The 15,245-nt window shown below is 67.9% G+C and carries 11 protein-coding genes; 6 read left to right on the top strand and 5 right to left on the bottom strand.

The window, feature by feature from the left end; translation table 11 throughout:
- Positions 1–22: 22 nt before the first annotated feature.
- On the bottom strand, positions 23–3,529 hold the full coding sequence (locus tag OG205_RS01400) for an ATP-binding protein (protein ID WP_330274375.1): 3,507 nt from the start codon (positions 3,527–3,529) through the stop codon (positions 23–25).
- Positions 3,530–3,984: 455 nt separating this feature from the next.
- On the opposite strand from OG205_RS01400, the gene OG205_RS01395 reads away from it, so the two are divergent.
- Genes OG205_RS01395 through OG205_RS01380 form a run of 4 tightly spaced genes read left to right on the top strand, consistent with a single transcriptional unit; the run spans position 3,985 to position 9,500 of the window.
- Positions 3,985–5,157, top strand: a complete 1,173-nt coding sequence (locus OG205_RS01395; RefSeq protein ID WP_330274374.1) for a pyridoxal phosphate-dependent aminotransferase — start codon at positions 3,985–3,987, stop codon at positions 5,155–5,157.
- A gap of 46 nt (positions 5,158–5,203) precedes the next feature.
- The gene (locus tag OG205_RS01390; protein ID WP_330274373.1) at positions 5,204–6,802 is read left to right on the top strand and encodes a DUF4331 domain-containing protein; all 1,599 of its coding nucleotides are present in this window, start codon (positions 5,204–5,206) and stop codon (positions 6,800–6,802) included.
- Entirely contained in the window at positions 6,799–8,100 is a 1,302-nt protein-coding gene (locus tag OG205_RS01385; protein WP_330274372.1) for a tetratricopeptide repeat protein, read from the top strand. Before OG205_RS01390 ends, OG205_RS01385 begins: the two co-directional genes overlap by 4 nt.
- Positions 8,097–9,500, top strand: a complete 1,404-nt coding sequence (locus OG205_RS01380; RefSeq protein ID WP_330274371.1) for a nickel/cobalt transporter — start codon at positions 8,097–8,099, stop codon at positions 9,498–9,500. Before OG205_RS01385 ends, OG205_RS01380 begins: the two co-directional genes overlap by 4 nt.
- Before the next feature lie 66 nt (positions 9,501–9,566).
- Here OG205_RS01380 and OG205_RS01375 read toward each other — a convergent pair whose 3' ends face one another.
- Positions 9,567–10,328 carry an anti-sigma factor family protein gene (locus OG205_RS01375; protein WP_330274370.1) on the bottom strand — a complete coding sequence of 254 codons (762 nt, stop codon included), beginning with the start codon at positions 10,326–10,328 and terminating at the stop codon, positions 9,567–9,569.
- A 206-nt stretch (positions 10,329–10,534) separates the two neighbouring features.
- Positions 10,535–11,284 carry a TetR/AcrR family transcriptional regulator gene (locus OG205_RS01370; protein WP_330274369.1) on the bottom strand — a complete coding sequence of 250 codons (750 nt, stop codon included), beginning with the start codon at positions 11,282–11,284 and terminating at the stop codon, positions 10,535–10,537.
- A 135-nt stretch (positions 11,285–11,419) separates the two neighbouring features.
- On the opposite strand from OG205_RS01370, the gene OG205_RS01365 reads away from it, so the two are divergent.
- Positions 11,420–12,328 carry an ATP-binding cassette domain-containing protein gene (locus OG205_RS01365; protein ID WP_442916799.1) on the top strand — a complete coding sequence of 303 codons (909 nt, stop codon included), beginning with the start codon at positions 11,420–11,422 and terminating at the stop codon, positions 12,326–12,328.
- Entirely contained in the window at positions 12,325–13,104 is a 780-nt protein-coding gene (locus OG205_RS01360; RefSeq protein WP_330274367.1) for an ABC transporter permease, read from the top strand. The genes OG205_RS01365 and OG205_RS01360 overlap by 4 nt, the downstream gene beginning before the upstream one ends.
- Here OG205_RS01360 and OG205_RS01355 read toward each other — a convergent pair.
- Complete coding sequence (locus tag OG205_RS01355; RefSeq protein ID WP_330274366.1) at positions 13,021–13,776, bottom strand: lipopolysaccharide kinase InaA family protein; 756 nt, start codon at positions 13,774–13,776, stop codon at positions 13,021–13,023. The two genes, OG205_RS01360 and OG205_RS01355, sit on opposite strands and share 84 nt — an antisense overlap.
- A gap of 52 nt (positions 13,777–13,828) precedes the next feature.
- Complete coding sequence (locus OG205_RS01350; RefSeq protein ID WP_330274365.1) at positions 13,829–15,232, bottom strand: carboxylesterase/lipase family protein; 1,404 nt, start codon at positions 15,230–15,232, stop codon at positions 13,829–13,831.
- Between the last annotated feature and the right edge of the window lie 13 nt (positions 15,233–15,245).

Genomic DNA, 15,245 nt, shown 5'->3' with positions numbered 1-15,245 from the left:
GACTCCGTCTGTCTGTTGAGGCTTAGAGGTCGATGGCCGACTGGTCGACCCGTGCGGCGGACTCGACGAGCCAGTTGCGGCGCGGCTCGACCTTCTCGCCCATCAGGAGTTCGAGGGCTTCCTCGGCGGCTTCGACGTCGTCCATCGTGATGCGCCGCACGGAGCGGGTGGACGGGTTCATCGTGGTGTCCCACAACTCGTCCGCGTCCATCTCGCCCAGGCCCTTGAACCGCGGCACCGGTGTGACCACCGTCTTGCCGGCCTTCTCCAGCCGCGCGACGGTCTGTTCCATCTGGCGCTGGGTGAAGGTGAAGTGCGTTTCGGCGTTGCGGCCGCGCGTCATGACCTTGTGCAACGGGGGCATGGCCGCGTAGAGGCGGCCGTCCTCGATCACCGGGCGCATGTACTTGGCGAACAACGTGATCAGCAACGTCCGGATGTGGCTGCCGTCGACGTCGGCGTCGGCCATCAGGATCACGCGGCCGTACCGCATCTGCGGGAGGTCGAACGTGCGGCCGGTGCCGGCGCCCAGCACCTGGACGATGGAGGCGATCTCGGCGTTGCGCAGCGTGTCGGCGAGCGAGGCCTTCTGGACGTTGAGGATCTTGCCGCGCAAGGGAAGCAGCGCCTGGTACTCGGAGACGCGCGCCATGCGGGCGCTGTTGTGGACGAACACGCCGGCTTCGAGCGCGAAGTTGTGGTAGCCGTCGACGGTCAGGTCGTAGACGTCTTCCCGCTCCGGCAACGCCTCGACGGACGCGACGGAGTGGTTCACCATCGACGCCGCCTCGCGCAACCGCGCGAAGTCGTCGTCGTAGTGCGCCAGCACCTTCAGGAACTTCAGCCCGGTCTTGGCGTTCTCCCGGCGGTCGAGCTCGTAGGACAACGCAAGCTCGAAGTTCGACGGCGTGTCCAGCATCGGCGCCATGCGCTTGAGTGCGGCGGTCCGGCGGCCTTCGACCTGCCTGGCGACCCGCTCCGCGCGTGGCGTCGACTCCACGTACCGGCGACGGCCCTCCTGGATCCTCTCCAGGTGGCCGGTGGCGGCGTCGGCCATGCGATGCTTCATCCGGGACGAGTGCTCGCGGCCGAACTCCGGGTTGTTCTCGTGCCACGCGAGGACCGCGTCACGCTGGCGCTGACGCTCCGCGGGGTCTGAGAACTGGTCGATCGTGGTGCGGGAACGCCAGGCGAGCAGCTCTTCGTCCTGCCATTGCGCCAGGGACCGCTCGCTCCACTCTTCGCGCTTGCCAGGCTGCGCGAAGAACGCGCGCACCCGCTCGGCGGCGGCCTCGCGGTGCTCGGGCTTGGCCCAGTACTCGGCCTGCAGCGCGCGCAGGCGTTCGGCGTAGGCGGCCTTCTCGTCCTCGCTCAGTGCCGAGTACCAGTCGAGGAAGCCCTGCTCGATGCGAGCGCGGAATTCCGGGTCCTGGTTGCGTTCGGCGAGCCGGGCGAGGCAGGAGGCGCGGAACTCCGGGTTCTTCCACTGCTCGGACAGCATCGCGGACTTGAACTCGGTGCCTCCGGCCACCAGCCATGCGCGGTAGCCCTCGTGCACGTGCTCGCCCATCATCGCGGCGTGCAGTGCCGAGTGGGCTTCCCACGTCATGCGCTTGAGGTTGCGCGGGTCGTTGTTCCGCTTGTCGACGTCGACGTGGTGGCGGACGTTGCCGTCCTCGGTGCTGTCGAAGCCGTGGCGCAGGTTGTACGCGTCGGCCAGGTAGTGGGTGTAGACCCATTCCTGGCGGTCGTTCATCCAGACCCGTTCGTAGCCGTCGAGCTTGTGGCCTTCCGCCTTCGAGGACACCGACCGGTACAGCGGCATCAGCGAGTCGCCGGCCTGCAGGGCGTCCGCACGGTGGTAGGAGCCGTCACGCAGCCGGAACAGGTGGTCCGGCGTGCACCGCACGGACTCGCCGTTGTCCAGGGTGACGCGGACGAGCGGGGCGTTCTTCTTCGTCAGCCGCGGCTCGACCAACGGAACGACGACGACACGACCAGCCTTGTTGGTGGCGTAACCGAAGTGCGAGACACCGCGCTGCCAGTCCTCCACCAGTTCCAGGAACGACAACGACCTGCCTGAAGCCAATGCGACCCGAGTTTCGCCAACAAAACAACCCAACGCGCTGTCGCCCTCGACGAGGAAAAGCTCAGAACGAGCCACCCCGGTGGTGCGGCAGTCGACGAGCTTCGCGGGCATCGCCGCGCCCTCGAGCGCGGTCTTGCGGCGCGCCGCGTCCTTCTGCTGCTTCTGCGTGAGCCGGACGCGGGAGGCGTCGACGACCTTCTGCAGGACGGTCTTGGCTTCCATCTTGGACTTGCGGTCTTCTGTCCACGCGCGGATCTGCTGGTCGACGATGCCCTGCAGGACCTTGGTGATGCCGGCGGTGGAGAGTTCGTCCTTGGTCTGCGAGGTGAACTGCGGTTCGGGGATGCGGACGTGGATGACGGCCGTCATGCCCTCGAGCACGTCGTCGAGGGTCGGCATCTCCTCCTTGGGCTTCAGGAGCCCTCGGGTCTTCGAGATGGCGTCCTGGATCGACTTCACGACCGCGCGGTCGAAGCCGCGGCGGTGGGTGCCGCCGTGCACGTTGCGGATGGTGTTGGTGAAGCATTCGACGGTGCGTTCGTAGCCGGTGCCCCAGCGGAGGGCGACCTCGATCTCGGCCTGACGCTCCACTTTGGACCGCATCACGCCGTTCTCGTCGGCGGCGTTCTCGAAGTAGGTGCCGTTGCCGGTGATCACCAACGTGCCGGAGACCGCGCGGTCGCCGTTGGGGGCCAGGAAGTCGACCATGTCCGTCAGGCCGTGCGGGTAGTGGAAGACCTCTTCGGAGATGGTCTCTTCCAGCGCCGAACGAAGAACGTAGGTCACGCCGGGGACCAGGAAGGCGGTGTTGCGCATCTTCTGGCGGACGACGTCCACGTCCAGGACGGCGCCGTTCTCGAAGTAACGGGCGTCGTACCAGTAACGGGTCGAGGTGCCGGTCGACTCGTTGCGCTTCATCTTGCCGACGATGCTCAACCCGTTCTGGCGGGTGAACTTGGCCTTGGGGCCGGGGCCGTCGAAGACGCCGGGAACGCCGTGGGCGAACGACATCTCGTGGACCTTGCCGCCGCGGCGCACGGTGACGTCGTAGCGGTGGGAGAGGGCGTTGACGGCGGAGGCGCCGACGCCGTGCAGGCCGCCGGAGGTCTTGTAGCCGGAGCCGCCGAACTTGCCGCCGGCGTGCAGCTTCGTGAGCACCAGTTCCACACCGGACAGACCGGACTTCGCGTGCACGTCGGTGGGGATGCCCCTGCCGTCGTCGTCGACCTGGACGCTGCTGTCCGCGTGCAGGGTGACCACGATCTTCGTCGCGTGTCCCGCGACGCCCTCGTCGGTCGAGTTGTCGACGATCTCGCTGAAGAGGTGGTTGATGCCCCGGCTGTCGGTCGACCCGATGTACATGCCTGGCCGTTTGCGTACGGCCTCCAGACCTTCCAGATGGGTGAGGTCGTCGGCCCCGTACAGGGTCTCTGCGGTCACGGGTACTGCTCCCTGATTGTGTGCGGACTGCCAGCAGGGTATCCGTCCCGACCGACAATTTTTCGCAGGACGCCCGTCACGGAAGTGGAAACCGCCCTGAATGGTGCGTCACACCTGCGCGTCAGGCACCCGCGCAGCCCTGCTGACCTGCGGAAGCGTCCACAACTGTCCCAAACGAGATCGGTCACGCGAGCGGTTGGCCTACATCACGCGCGCGAGCGGGACTCGAGGCCGGGTACCCGGGCACGTGCGCGGCCAATCCCAGAGGCCGGATCAGGTCAGTTCTTCTGTCCTAAGTGGACGCGAGGCCGCCGGAGAGGCAGGTCGGCGACGGCACAGGCCGAGGTTGCGCGCGAGACCGTTCCGAGACCTTCCCGAAACGGACCCGTGAACCGGGATGAACGTCGGCACGTATGCCCCGGTGTCGGAACCGGATCGAAGGACGGAGTGGTCGCGTGCGGCATGGTGTGGACTCGGGTCTCTTCCAGCAGACCGCGCACAGCCCGTCCTACTTCGAGTTGTCGCGGACGGGTGCGGGTGAGCTCGTCGACTTCTGCATCCCGTGCAATCCGTACTTCCCGACGCCGGAGATGTTCGAAGAACTGTCGAAGAACCTGGAGTCGATCCTCAAGTTCTACCCGAGCGATTCCAGCAAGATCGCGGACCAGCTCTCCAAGGTGCTGGGGCTGAACCCGGCGACGCTCGCGATGTCGAACGGCTCGACCGAGCTCATCACGTGGATGGACCACCTGTGGATCCACGAGAGCGTCGCCATCCCGATCCCCACCTTCGGCCGCTGGACCGACCAGCCGATGGAGAGCAACAAGCGCGTCGACATGTTCCTGCTCCAGGAGAGCAACAACTTCGAGCTCGACATCGACGAGTACATCAAGTTCATCCGCACGCGGGGCAGCAGGGTCGCGGTCATCTGCAACCCGAACAATCCGGACGGCGGCTACCTGCCGCGCCGGGAGATCATCCGGTTCATGGACGAGCTGTCCGACCTCGATCTGATCGTGATCGACGAGTCGTTCATCGACTTCGTCGAGGTCGAGCGCAATCCGTCGGTCGCGGCCGAGGCGTCCATCCGGCCCAACGTGGTCGTGTTGAAGAGCCTCGGCAAGAACTTCGGCCTGCACGGCATCCGGTTCGGCTATCTGGTCGCGAACCCGGGACTGGCCGGGAAGATGCGCAAGACGCTGCCGAAGTGGAACCTCAATTCTCTCGCGGAAACCGTCGTGTTCATGCTGGCCGAGCACGAGGCGGAGTACGCCGAGAGCCTGCGGCTGCTGAGCCGCGACCGGTACCGCATGGGCATGGAGCTCTCGCGCATCCCGGACCTGACCGTCTACTCGTCGCAGGCGAACTTCCTGTTCGTGAAGCTCGGCGGAGGCATGGACGGCCGCGAACTGCGCGACCACCTGCTGGCCAAGCACCAGGTCTTCATCCGCGAATGCGGCAACAAGCTCGGCATGACCAGCAAGTTCGCCCGGCTGGTCGTCCGCCCCGAACAGGACGTGGAACGGCTCGTCGAGGGCATCCGCGACTTCACCCAGGCGAGGTGGACAAGCCACGCCGTTCATTCCAGCCATTCCAGCGAACCGTCGCTGCTCATGCACAGCGCCTGAACGAACGCACAGCACCCTGTATTCATCTCCGAAAGGTTGCCCACAAATGTCATCACCGCACGCCCTCAGCGGTCGGCGCGGCCAGGTGGCTGCGGCCGCGCTGGTGGCCGCCACACTGCTGAACGCGGCCATGTTCGGCGGTACGAACGCCACGGCGTCGTCTCACCGTGAGGCTCCGCTCATCGCGGGCGACCCGGCAGTGGACAACACCGACCTGTACGCGTTCGTGAGTCCGGACCACAAGGACACCGTGACGCTGGTCGGCAACTGGTCCGGGTTCCAGGAACCCAACGGTGGCCCCAACTTCTTCCCGTGGGCCGAGGACGCGCAGTACGACTTCAACGTCGACAGCGACGGCGACGCCAAGCCTGACGTCACCCTGCGGTTCACGTTCGAGAACGACGACCGGCGCAAGAACAACACGTTCCTGTACTCCAACGGTGTCGTGGACTCGCTCGACGACGAGAACCTGCTGTTCCGTCAGCGCTACGACCTCGAGGCGATCTACCAGAACGGCCAGAAGGTCAAGCTCGCCGACAACGCCCCGGTGGCGCCGTCCCCGAACGGCCCGGCGTCGATGCCGGACTTCAAGAAGCTGCGCGACCAGGCGATCACGCAGGTCGCCGGTGGCGGCAAGATCTACGTGGGCCCGTCGGAGGACGCGTTCTTCGCCGACCTGCGGGTGTTCGACCTGCTCTACGGCGGCAACCTGAGCGAGGTCGGCCAGGACACGCTGCGCGGTTACAACGTCAACACGATCGCGATCCAGCTGCCCAAGCAGGCGCTGGCGTTGCGCAACGACGTGCACCGCAACCCGAACATCGGCATCTGGAGCACCACGCAGAAGCGGAGCCTGAAGCTCTCGCCGGGCAAGGCGGAGCCGCAGGGCGACTTCGTGCAGGTCTCGCGTCTGGGCAACCCGCTGGTGAACGAGGTCGTGGCCCCCGCGGGTCTCAAGGACGCGTTCAACGGCCTGCGCCCCGACCAGGACGCCGGCGTGAAGGAGCTCGTCGACCGGGTGGTGAACCCGGAGCTGCCGAAGCTCATCGAGGCGATCTACAAGATCCCGGCACCGCAGGGTCAGCGCGACGACCTGGCCGAGATCTTCCTGACCGGCATCACGAAGAAGCTCGGCGCGCAGATCAACGCCGACCTGAACTCGCAGGTCAACAACGCGGACGTGGACGCGCGGCGGTTCCGCCCGTCCGAGATGCTGCGGCTGAACATGATGATCGACCCGAACGCCAACCCGAACCGCCTGGGCCTGCTCGCGGGTGACACGCAGGGCTTCCCGAACGGCCGGCGGCTGACCGACGACGTGGTGGACATCGCTGTTCAGGCGATGGAGGGTGCTGCGGCGTCCGGCAAGCTCGTCGACGCGCTCGCCACGGGTGACAAGGTGGACGCGAACGACCAGCCTTTCGAGGCGAACTTCCCGTACGTCGGCCTGCCGCGCAACGGCACCGCCGTCAACGCCTCCGGCACCACGGCCGAGGTCGCGGTCAACCCGGTCGGCAAGATCGGCAACATCGACCCGATGGCCATGACCACCGCGGTGGGCTCGGCGTTCGTGTTCGGCGCCGGTTTCTTCCTGTGGCGCAAGCGCCAGGCATCGATCCGCAAGTACGGGTCGCACTCGAAGTGAAGTACCAGCAACGGCAGGCCGTCGCGGTGGTTCTCCTGGTCACCGCGGCGCTTGCCTACCTCGCCGCCTCCGGTCCTGCCGACAGCAGGGCCGGGGGCGCGCCCCCTGCTCCCCCTGTTCCGGCGGTGGCGCAGCAGAACCAGATGCACCGCGTGGTGCACCAGCTGCAGCAGCGGCTGCACGAGCTTCCGCAGGACAAGGACTCCTGGGCCAGGCTCGGTTCGTCCTATGTGGAACTGGCACGGGTCACGGCCGATCCGGCGTACTACGCGAAAGCCGAAGGCGCTTTGAAGAACGCGGGTGACACGGGCCTGGCCGCGATCGGCATGGGCACGCTGGCCAACTCCCGCCACGACTTCCCCACGGCCCGCGACTGGGCTCAGAAGGCCATCACCGCATTGCCGTCCTCCTCGGAGGCGTACGGCGTGCTGGCGGACGCGTTGACGCAACTGGGCGACGACGCGGGCGCGCAGGACGCGGTGCAGAAGATGCTGGATCTCAAGCCCAACACGGCGTCGTTCGCCCGCGCTTCCTTCCACTTCGAACTCCACGGTGACGTCGACGGCGCCCGCGACGCGATGCAGCGCGCGCTGAAGGCCGCCACGACGCCCGAGGAGATCGCGTTCTGCCGTTACCGGCTGGGCGAACTCGCGTTCGACCACAACCGGCTCGACGAAGCCGCTCAGCACTACGAGCAGGGACTGGCGGCGAGAGGAGACGACATGACTCTCACTCAAGGCATGGCCAAGATCACGGCGGCACGGGGCGAGATCCCGGTGGCGATCGAGAGCTACCGCAGGCTGGTGGCCCGCGCTCCCCTGCCCCAGTACCTGCAGGAGTACGCGGAACTGCTGGAGGCCAACGGCCGCACCGATGAGGCCGCGCGGCAGTACGACGTCCTTTCCGAGCAGCAACGGCTGATGGAGTCCCAGGGTGCTTCCGACGATCTGGCCGCGGCCCTCGTCGCCGCGGACCGCGGTGATGGCATGCAGGCGCTGCGCCGTGCGGAAACCGAGTGGAGCCGCCGGCAGAGCGTTTTCGTGGCCGACGCGATGGCCTGGGCGTTGCACGTGAACGGCAGGGACGCCGAGGCGTTGGACTACTCCGACCGCGCGGTGGCGATGGGCTGGCAGAACGCCACGTTCTCCTACCACCGCGGCATGATCCTGGCCGCTCTCGGCCGCGTCGCTGAGGCCCAGGAGGCTCTGGTGCAGGCGCTGCGGCTGAACGCGAACTTCTCCCCGTTGCAGGCGCTCAAGGCCGGCCGCAAGCTCGCGGAGCTTCGAGGCGGCCGGTGAGTCTGTCCAACTGGGTGGTGCGGCCCGTCCTGGTGGCGGCGCTGCTGCTCGCCGGCATCTTCTTCATCAACGGCGAGGCGTCCGCCCACCCGTTGGGCAACTTCAGCGTCAACCACTACCACGGGCTGCACCTGCACCCGGACCGGATCGATCTCAGATCCGTGGTCGACGTGGCGGAGATCCCGACGCTGCAGGAGAACCTGAAGACCCGCGACGCGAAGCAGTGGTGCGACGAGGTGTCCCGCACCGATCGCTCCACTGTGGACGGGCGGCAGATCTCCTGGACGCTGGCGAGTTCCACCAAGGAGCATCCGGTCGGCCAGGCCGATCTCAGCACGACCCGGCTGGTCTGCGAGTTCACCGCCAGGGTGGACCTGGACCGGCCGGCCAGGCTCGAGTTCCACGACGAGTCGAACGCCGACCGGGTCGGCTGGCGTGAGATCACCGCCGCCGGCACCGGGATCAGGATCGCGGACTCTCCGGTGCCGACCGAGAGCATCAGCGACGAGTTGCGGACGTACCCGGAGGACCTGCTCAGCAGTCCGATGGACGTCCGCTCCGTCGCGTTCAGCGCCGAACCGGGCACCGGGTCCGAGCCGAAGAAGGCCACCGGCTCCCCCATCCAGTCCTTCAGCGTCACGGCGGCCAAGCTCAACGACATCCTGGGCAGCGACGACCTCACGCCGTGGCTCGGGTTTTTGGCGTTGTTGCTGTCGTTGGTGCTCGGCGCGTCGCACGCGGCGTTGCCCGGTCACGGCAAGACGCTCATCGCGGCCTATCTGGCCGGTCGTCAGGGCACGCCGAAGGACGCGTTCATCGTCGGTGCGTCGGTCACGGCCACGCACACCGGTGGCGTGCTGATCCTCGGCTTGATCATCAGTGCCTCCAGCGCGTTCGCCGGTGAACAGGTGCTGCGCTGGCTCGGGCTGGTCAGCGGCCTGCTGATCGCGGTGATCGGCGTGATGCTGCTGCGCTCGGCCCTGTCGACGACCCGCGAACCCGCGCTCGCCGGTGCTCTGACCGGTCATGGGCACGGCCACGGACATGGGCACGGTCATGGCCACGGACACGGTCATGGGCACGGCCACGGGTACAGCCGCGCGAGCCTCATCGGCATGGGCGCGGCCAACGGCCTGGTCCCCTCGCCGTCCGCACTGGTGGTCCTGCTGGGCGCGATGGCCCTGGGCCGCACGTGGTTCGGCGTCCTGCTGGTCCTCGGCTACGGAATCGGCATGGCCGGCACGCTCACCGCGGTCGGCCTGCTGCTCGTGAAGGCGCGGGAACGCGTCGAGAGAATCCTGGACGGCCGTGCCACCCGCATGTTGTCGCATTACGCACCTGTCGGCACAGCCGCGATGGTCATCGTCGTCGGCGCCTGGCTGACATTGCAGGCGGTCTAATTACACCAATGCAAGTCGAAGGCCCCGGATTCTTGAAGAATCCGGGGCCTTCGTCCGTTTCCGTCCTTACAGGTTCGCCACCACGAACTGCTTGCCCTCGGTGTTCTCGACCGCGATCGACTGCACCTGGTCCGGCGGGACGCTCACCACGCCTCGCACGGTGGCACCCTCGGCCTTCGCCTTCTCGGACGAGGTCCAGGCGAACGCCTCCGTCTTGGAGCCGTCCTTGCCGATCACGACCAGCTTGCACTTCTGGAGTGCGGGCAGGCCGTTGACCTCGGCCGTGACCATGTACCGGTCCTGAGACGAAGGCGCGATGTTCGCCTTCAGCTCGATGCCGCCGTTCGCCTTGCCCTCGCCCGTGCGAGGTCCGGCGATCGTCGACTGCGGTGCCTGGTTCTGCATGAACACCGCCGCACCCCCGAACGCGACCACCGCGGCGACAGCCGCGGCGACGAGATAGCCCGGCCAGCGCCGTGGCCTGGCGTGCTGCGGTTCGGGGAGGTCCTCCACTGGCAGTGGAGGACTCGCTCTCGGGCGTGGGGCGGACTCCCGCTGCTGCGGAATGACCGACTCCTGCCTGATCTGCCGCAGCGTGCGCTGCAGCAGCAGGTCCGAAGGCATGGGCAGGTCGTCCTCGAGCTCGTGCAGAAATGCCTCACGTGGCACGTCGTCAAGTGCTGTGCGGATCCGATGGAAGTCGGCGACCTGCGCACGGCAGGACGGACAGCCCCGAAGGTGCTGCTCCACGCCAAGACTCTCGTGCGCGTCCAGAACGCCGAGCGCGTAGCAGCCAAGGGTGACCGCGTCGTGCGCGCCAGCTGTCATACGACCTCCTCGTCGTCCCGATTCGACCCCCGCGGCGAAACGGTGTCACGAAGGAAAACGGGCAGATAGGAGTGGTCGGTTCAGCTTGCGAACGAGTTCATTCTGATTGCGCATAACAATGGCATTACGTAACCGCCCAACTACGGTTCCGGCCCTGCCTGAGCTGCGCTTTTCACTCGATCGGACGACTCAAGGTGTCTCGAATGCTACAGGCACGTCTGTGGACGAACCAGCGGCCGGTCCTCCGTCTCAATGAACACCGCGAGGCCGTCCAGGACCCTGGCGAGACCGAACTCGAAGTCGTCGAGCATCCGCTCGAAGCCGCCCGAGTTCCAGATGTGGGTCATCATCGGCAGCCGGTCAGGCGTGAAGTGCTCCCAGAGCGCCTCCCTGCCGTTCCACCAGTCCTCCTCGGACACGCCGGTCTCCCGTTCGGCCTGGACGCGGTCCGCCATCGTCCGGCCGACGCCGACGACGAAGTGGGACACCGCCGTCGCCACCGCCACGATCTCCTCGGTCGCCAGCCCCAACTCGGACACCACGGCGTAGGCGGCGTCCTGGCGCGTCATGGCCTGCGGGCCGGGCATCCGCCGCGACGCCGTCAGCTGGAGCATCCACGGGTGCGCGCGGTACATCGCCCACATCTGCCGTGCGAAGAACTCCAGCCCGGCCCGCCATGGGCCCCGCGGCGTGTGCTCGGTCTCGCCCCACACCGCGTCGACCATCAGGTCCAGCAACTCGGACTTGCCCGGCACGTGCCGGTAGAGCGACATGGTGGTGAAGCCCAGCGTCTCGGCGACCCGGCGCATGGTGAGCGCCTCGACCCCCTCGGCGTCGGCCACCTTGATGGCCGCCTCGACCACCCGTGACTGACTCAGCGCGGCCTTCGGCCCCCTGGTCGGCTCGGCCGGCGGCTCCCACAGCAGCCGCACGCTCCGGTCCCGATCGCTCTTCACCCAACCCCCTCGTTCACAACCGCTTGCATGTGAATCCTAGAACCGTGTACAACGTACACCCGGTGTACAACATAAGCAGTTAGCTGTGGGGGTGAAGGCGTGGGACACGCGGTGCTCGCGGAAGGCCTGCGGAAGATGTTCGACAAGAAGGCGGCGCTCGACGGGTTCGACCTGGCCGTGCCGGCCGGAACGGTCTGCGGGCTGCTCGGCCCGAACGGCGCCGGCAAGACCACGGCGGTGCGCATCCTCGCGACGTTGCTGCGCCTGGACGGCGGCCGCGCCGAGGTCGCGGGCCACGACGTGGCACGGGAGGCGCCGGCGGTGCGCCGGCAGGTGGCGTTGAACGGTCAGCAGTCCACCGTCGACGACGTGCTGACCGGCAGGGAGAACCTGGTCATGTGGGGGCGGCTCTACCACCTGGGCAAGCGCCAGGCCGAAGTCCGGGCGGACGAGTTGCTGGAGCAGTTCGGGCTCACCGACGCGGCCGGCAAGCGGGCCAAGCTGTACTCGGGCGGCATGCGGCGGCGCCTCGACCTGGCGTCGAGCTTCATCACGAGGCCGTCGGTGCTGTTCCTGGACGAACCGACGACCGGCCTCGACCCGCGCAACCGCGGCGAGGTGTGGCGGGAGGTGAAGCGGGTCGTCGCGGAGGGGACGACGGTGCTGCTGACCACGCAGTACCTGGACGAGGCCGACCAGCTCGCCGACCAGATCGTCGTGATGGACACCGGCCGGGTGGCGGCGCAGGGCACGCCGGACCAGCTCAAGTCCAAGCTCGGCGGCGACCGGATCGAGGTCGTGGTCCGCAACGCCGACGAACTGCCGGTGGTGCGGGACGTCCTCGGACCGGACGCCGAGGTGGACGCCGACACGTTCCGGGTCAGCGCGGCGGTGGCCGACCAGGTGGCGGCGCTGACGCGGGTGACGTCGGCGCTGGCCGCGCACGGTGTCGAGGCCGAGGACATCGCGCTGCGGCGACCGACGCTGGACGACGTCTTCCTCGCCATCACCGGCCACAAGGCAGTCTCGGAGGTGCGGGCATGAGGTACGCGGCCGTCGACTCGTGGATCGTCGCCAGGCGGGACCTGATCCACTGGGTGCGCGAGCCCGTCAGGGTGTTCGCGAACCTCGCCTACCCGATCATCTCGGTGCTGATCTTCGGGCTGGTGTTCGGCAGCGCGATGAACGTCTTCGGCGGCGGCGACTACATCGAGTTCCTGCTGCCGGGCATGTTCGGCCAGACCATCGCGTTCGGCGTCGCGAGCACGATCATGATGGTGTCGATGGACGCCGACCGCGGCGTCACGGATCGGTTCCGCGCCTCGCCGATGTCGCAGACCGGCGTCGTGGCCGGGCGCAGCATCGCGGACCTGGTGAACTCGTCGCTGGAACTGCTGGTGCTCGCGCTGTGCGGGCTGGTGATCGGCTGGTCGTTCCACGACGGGCTGTTCAACGCGCTGCTGGCGTTCGCGCTGTTCCTGTGGCTGCGGTTCGCGCTGGTCTGGGTGGGCATCTACCTCGGCCTGCTGGTCAAGCCGGAGGCGGCGCAGGCGTCGTGGATGTTCCTGTTCCCGCTGACGATGTTCGCGAACACGTTCGTCTCGCCGGAGCTGATGCCGGGCTGGCTGCGGGTCGTCGCGGAGTGGAACCCGCTGTCGTCGACGGTGGCGGCGGCGCGGGAGCTGTTCGGCAACCCCGGTGTCGGCGGCGACTCGTGGGCCGCGCAGAACTCGTTGCTACTCGCTGTGCTGTGGCCTGCGGTGTTCGTGGCGATCTTCTGGCCGCTGTCGGTGCTGAAGTACCGCAACCTCAGTCGCTAGACCGTCACTTTCCAGGATGGCGGTCCGGAGCTGGTCGGCGAGCCACTGCGCGAGCAGTCGCCGCCAGTTCCGGACCCTGGCCAGCAACTCGGGCCGGAGTGTCCGGTCGTCCTCCCACTCCTGCCAGTCCTCGCTCGCGAGCCAGCCGATGCAGCCCGCGATCCGGTGCACCCGCAGCAGGGCAGGGTCCGGCCGGGTCCCGTAACCGATCCAGAACGCCTGGGGCAGCACGGTTCCGTGCAGGTAGAGGTGCTCCTCGAACGCCGCGAGCTCGTCGAGCGGGTTGCCCTGGCCGGGGTTGTCCCAGTCGATCAGCGTGGCTTTGCCTTCTCCGACAATGATGTTGTGGAGGTTCACGTCGTTGTGCAGCAGGCCGACGTGGTGGATCTTCCGGAACGCCAGGCCGATGCTGTGCCAGACCTCTTCGGACACCGGCAGGGCGTCCGCGAGCGTCCGGCCCTCGACATACTCGACCAGCACGTCACCGCGTCCGTTGTGCGCAAGGACCTCCGGCGCGCCGGGCACGACGAACTTCGGCAGGTCGCGCGCGACCTTGGGTTGCCGCAGCACGGCTTTGCGCCCGTCGGCCAGGGTGACGAGGTGCAGGACGTTGGTGAGCCCCTCCCCGTGGAGGGGCTCGACGCGGACGGCTGTCCGCAGCAACGGGAACATGGGCTCACCTCCGAATGGCCCATGGTCTAACACGCGACGGGTCAGGCCGCGGTTAACGCCAGAGGTCGCATCGGTGATCGATCGGTGCAACCGGCTCGGTCGCGAAGAGCCGGACGTCCTGGCGTGCCCAGCCGGGATGTCCGGTCCGCGCGAACCGGGTCCACACCCGCACCATCTCCTCGGAGAGCTTCTGCTGCTTCCCGGCGAGCTCGACGCCGGCGTACCGCATCAGGAACGGCAGCTCCGAGCCGTGGTAGGCGCCGTACGGGAAGTCCGGCATGCCCGGGAAGATCATCGGCGGCTCGGGTTCGGCGAACTCGTAGCCGAACGCGTGCGTCTGCGCGCGCAGTTCGGCGGTCGGGCAGGCCGAGGTCATGTCCGAGAGCGCAGCGGACAACGGCACTCGTTCGTCGCCACCGCGCGGTGGGTAGGCGGCCAGGATCCGCTGCGCCTTGGCCGCGCCGAAGCCGTCGACCAGCGCCTGCTCGTATCCGGCGGCGTCCAGCGGTGGGTAGAACATCGCGGCGAACACCGAGAACTCGTCGCGCGCGGTGCCCGCGAGCACCGGGATCCGGTGGAAGCGGCCTTCGCGGAGCGCCGTGATCGGGTTCTCCGGCAACGCTTCCGTGCCGTACGCGGGCGATGAGAACTGCGGTGTCAGCGCTCTGACCTTCTCGACCGTGAGCCGGCGCAGGCACGCGATGTCGGCACAGCCCGATGCCTGGGCACCGGCCCGTTCGACGTCCTCGCGTTTGGCCCAGGTGTGCTGGACGTTGTTCTCGCCCGCCGGGACGCCGAACTGGCACGGTCCACTTTGGATGATCGCCCGGTGGAACAGGCCGCGAGCCTTAGGCGAGGTCAGCTGCGCGCAGGTCGACAGCCCGCCCGCCGACGCGCCGAACAGCGTGACGTTGTGCGGGTCGCCACCGAACTGGCGGATGTTGCGCTGGACCCAGCCGAGAGCGGCCTGCTGGTCGCGCAGGCCGAACGCGCCGGAGCCGTCGAGTCCCGGGAAGCCGAAGTACCCGAACGCGCCGAGCCGGTAGTTGAGGGTGACGACGACAGAACCGTTGCGCGCCAACTGGTCTGCGCCGTAGTCGGAGCCGGCGCCGCTGGTGAAGCTGCCGCCGTGGATCCAGACCATGACCGGGCGGTTCGTGGCGTGGGCCGGCGCGGTGACGTTGAGGTACAGGCAGTCTTCGTCGGTCTCGCAACGAGGACCGGGCCTGTCTGCCTTGAGGACGCCCTGCCAGGGCTTCGCGGGCTGCGGATCGCGCCAGCGGTTCTCCCCGATCGGCGGTGCGGCGAACGGGATGCCCTGGAACGAGCGCTGGGCGTCGATGATGGTTCCCGACACAGATCCGGTGTCGGTGCGGACGATTCCCGCGGCGTGGGCGGGAACAGCGGTTGCGGCAACGAGCACGGCCGCCATCAGTGTGGTTGAGGTTGAACGCATGTCACGATCAACC

The sequence above is a fragment of the Lentzea sp. NBC_00516 genome, from assembly GCF_036346835.1.
GTDB lineage: Bacteria > Actinomycetota > Actinomycetes > Mycobacteriales > Pseudonocardiaceae > Lentzea > Lentzea sokolovensis.
The sequence above is the reverse complement of the archived record's forward strand: the minus strand, read 5'-3'. Positions and strand labels throughout refer to the sequence as shown.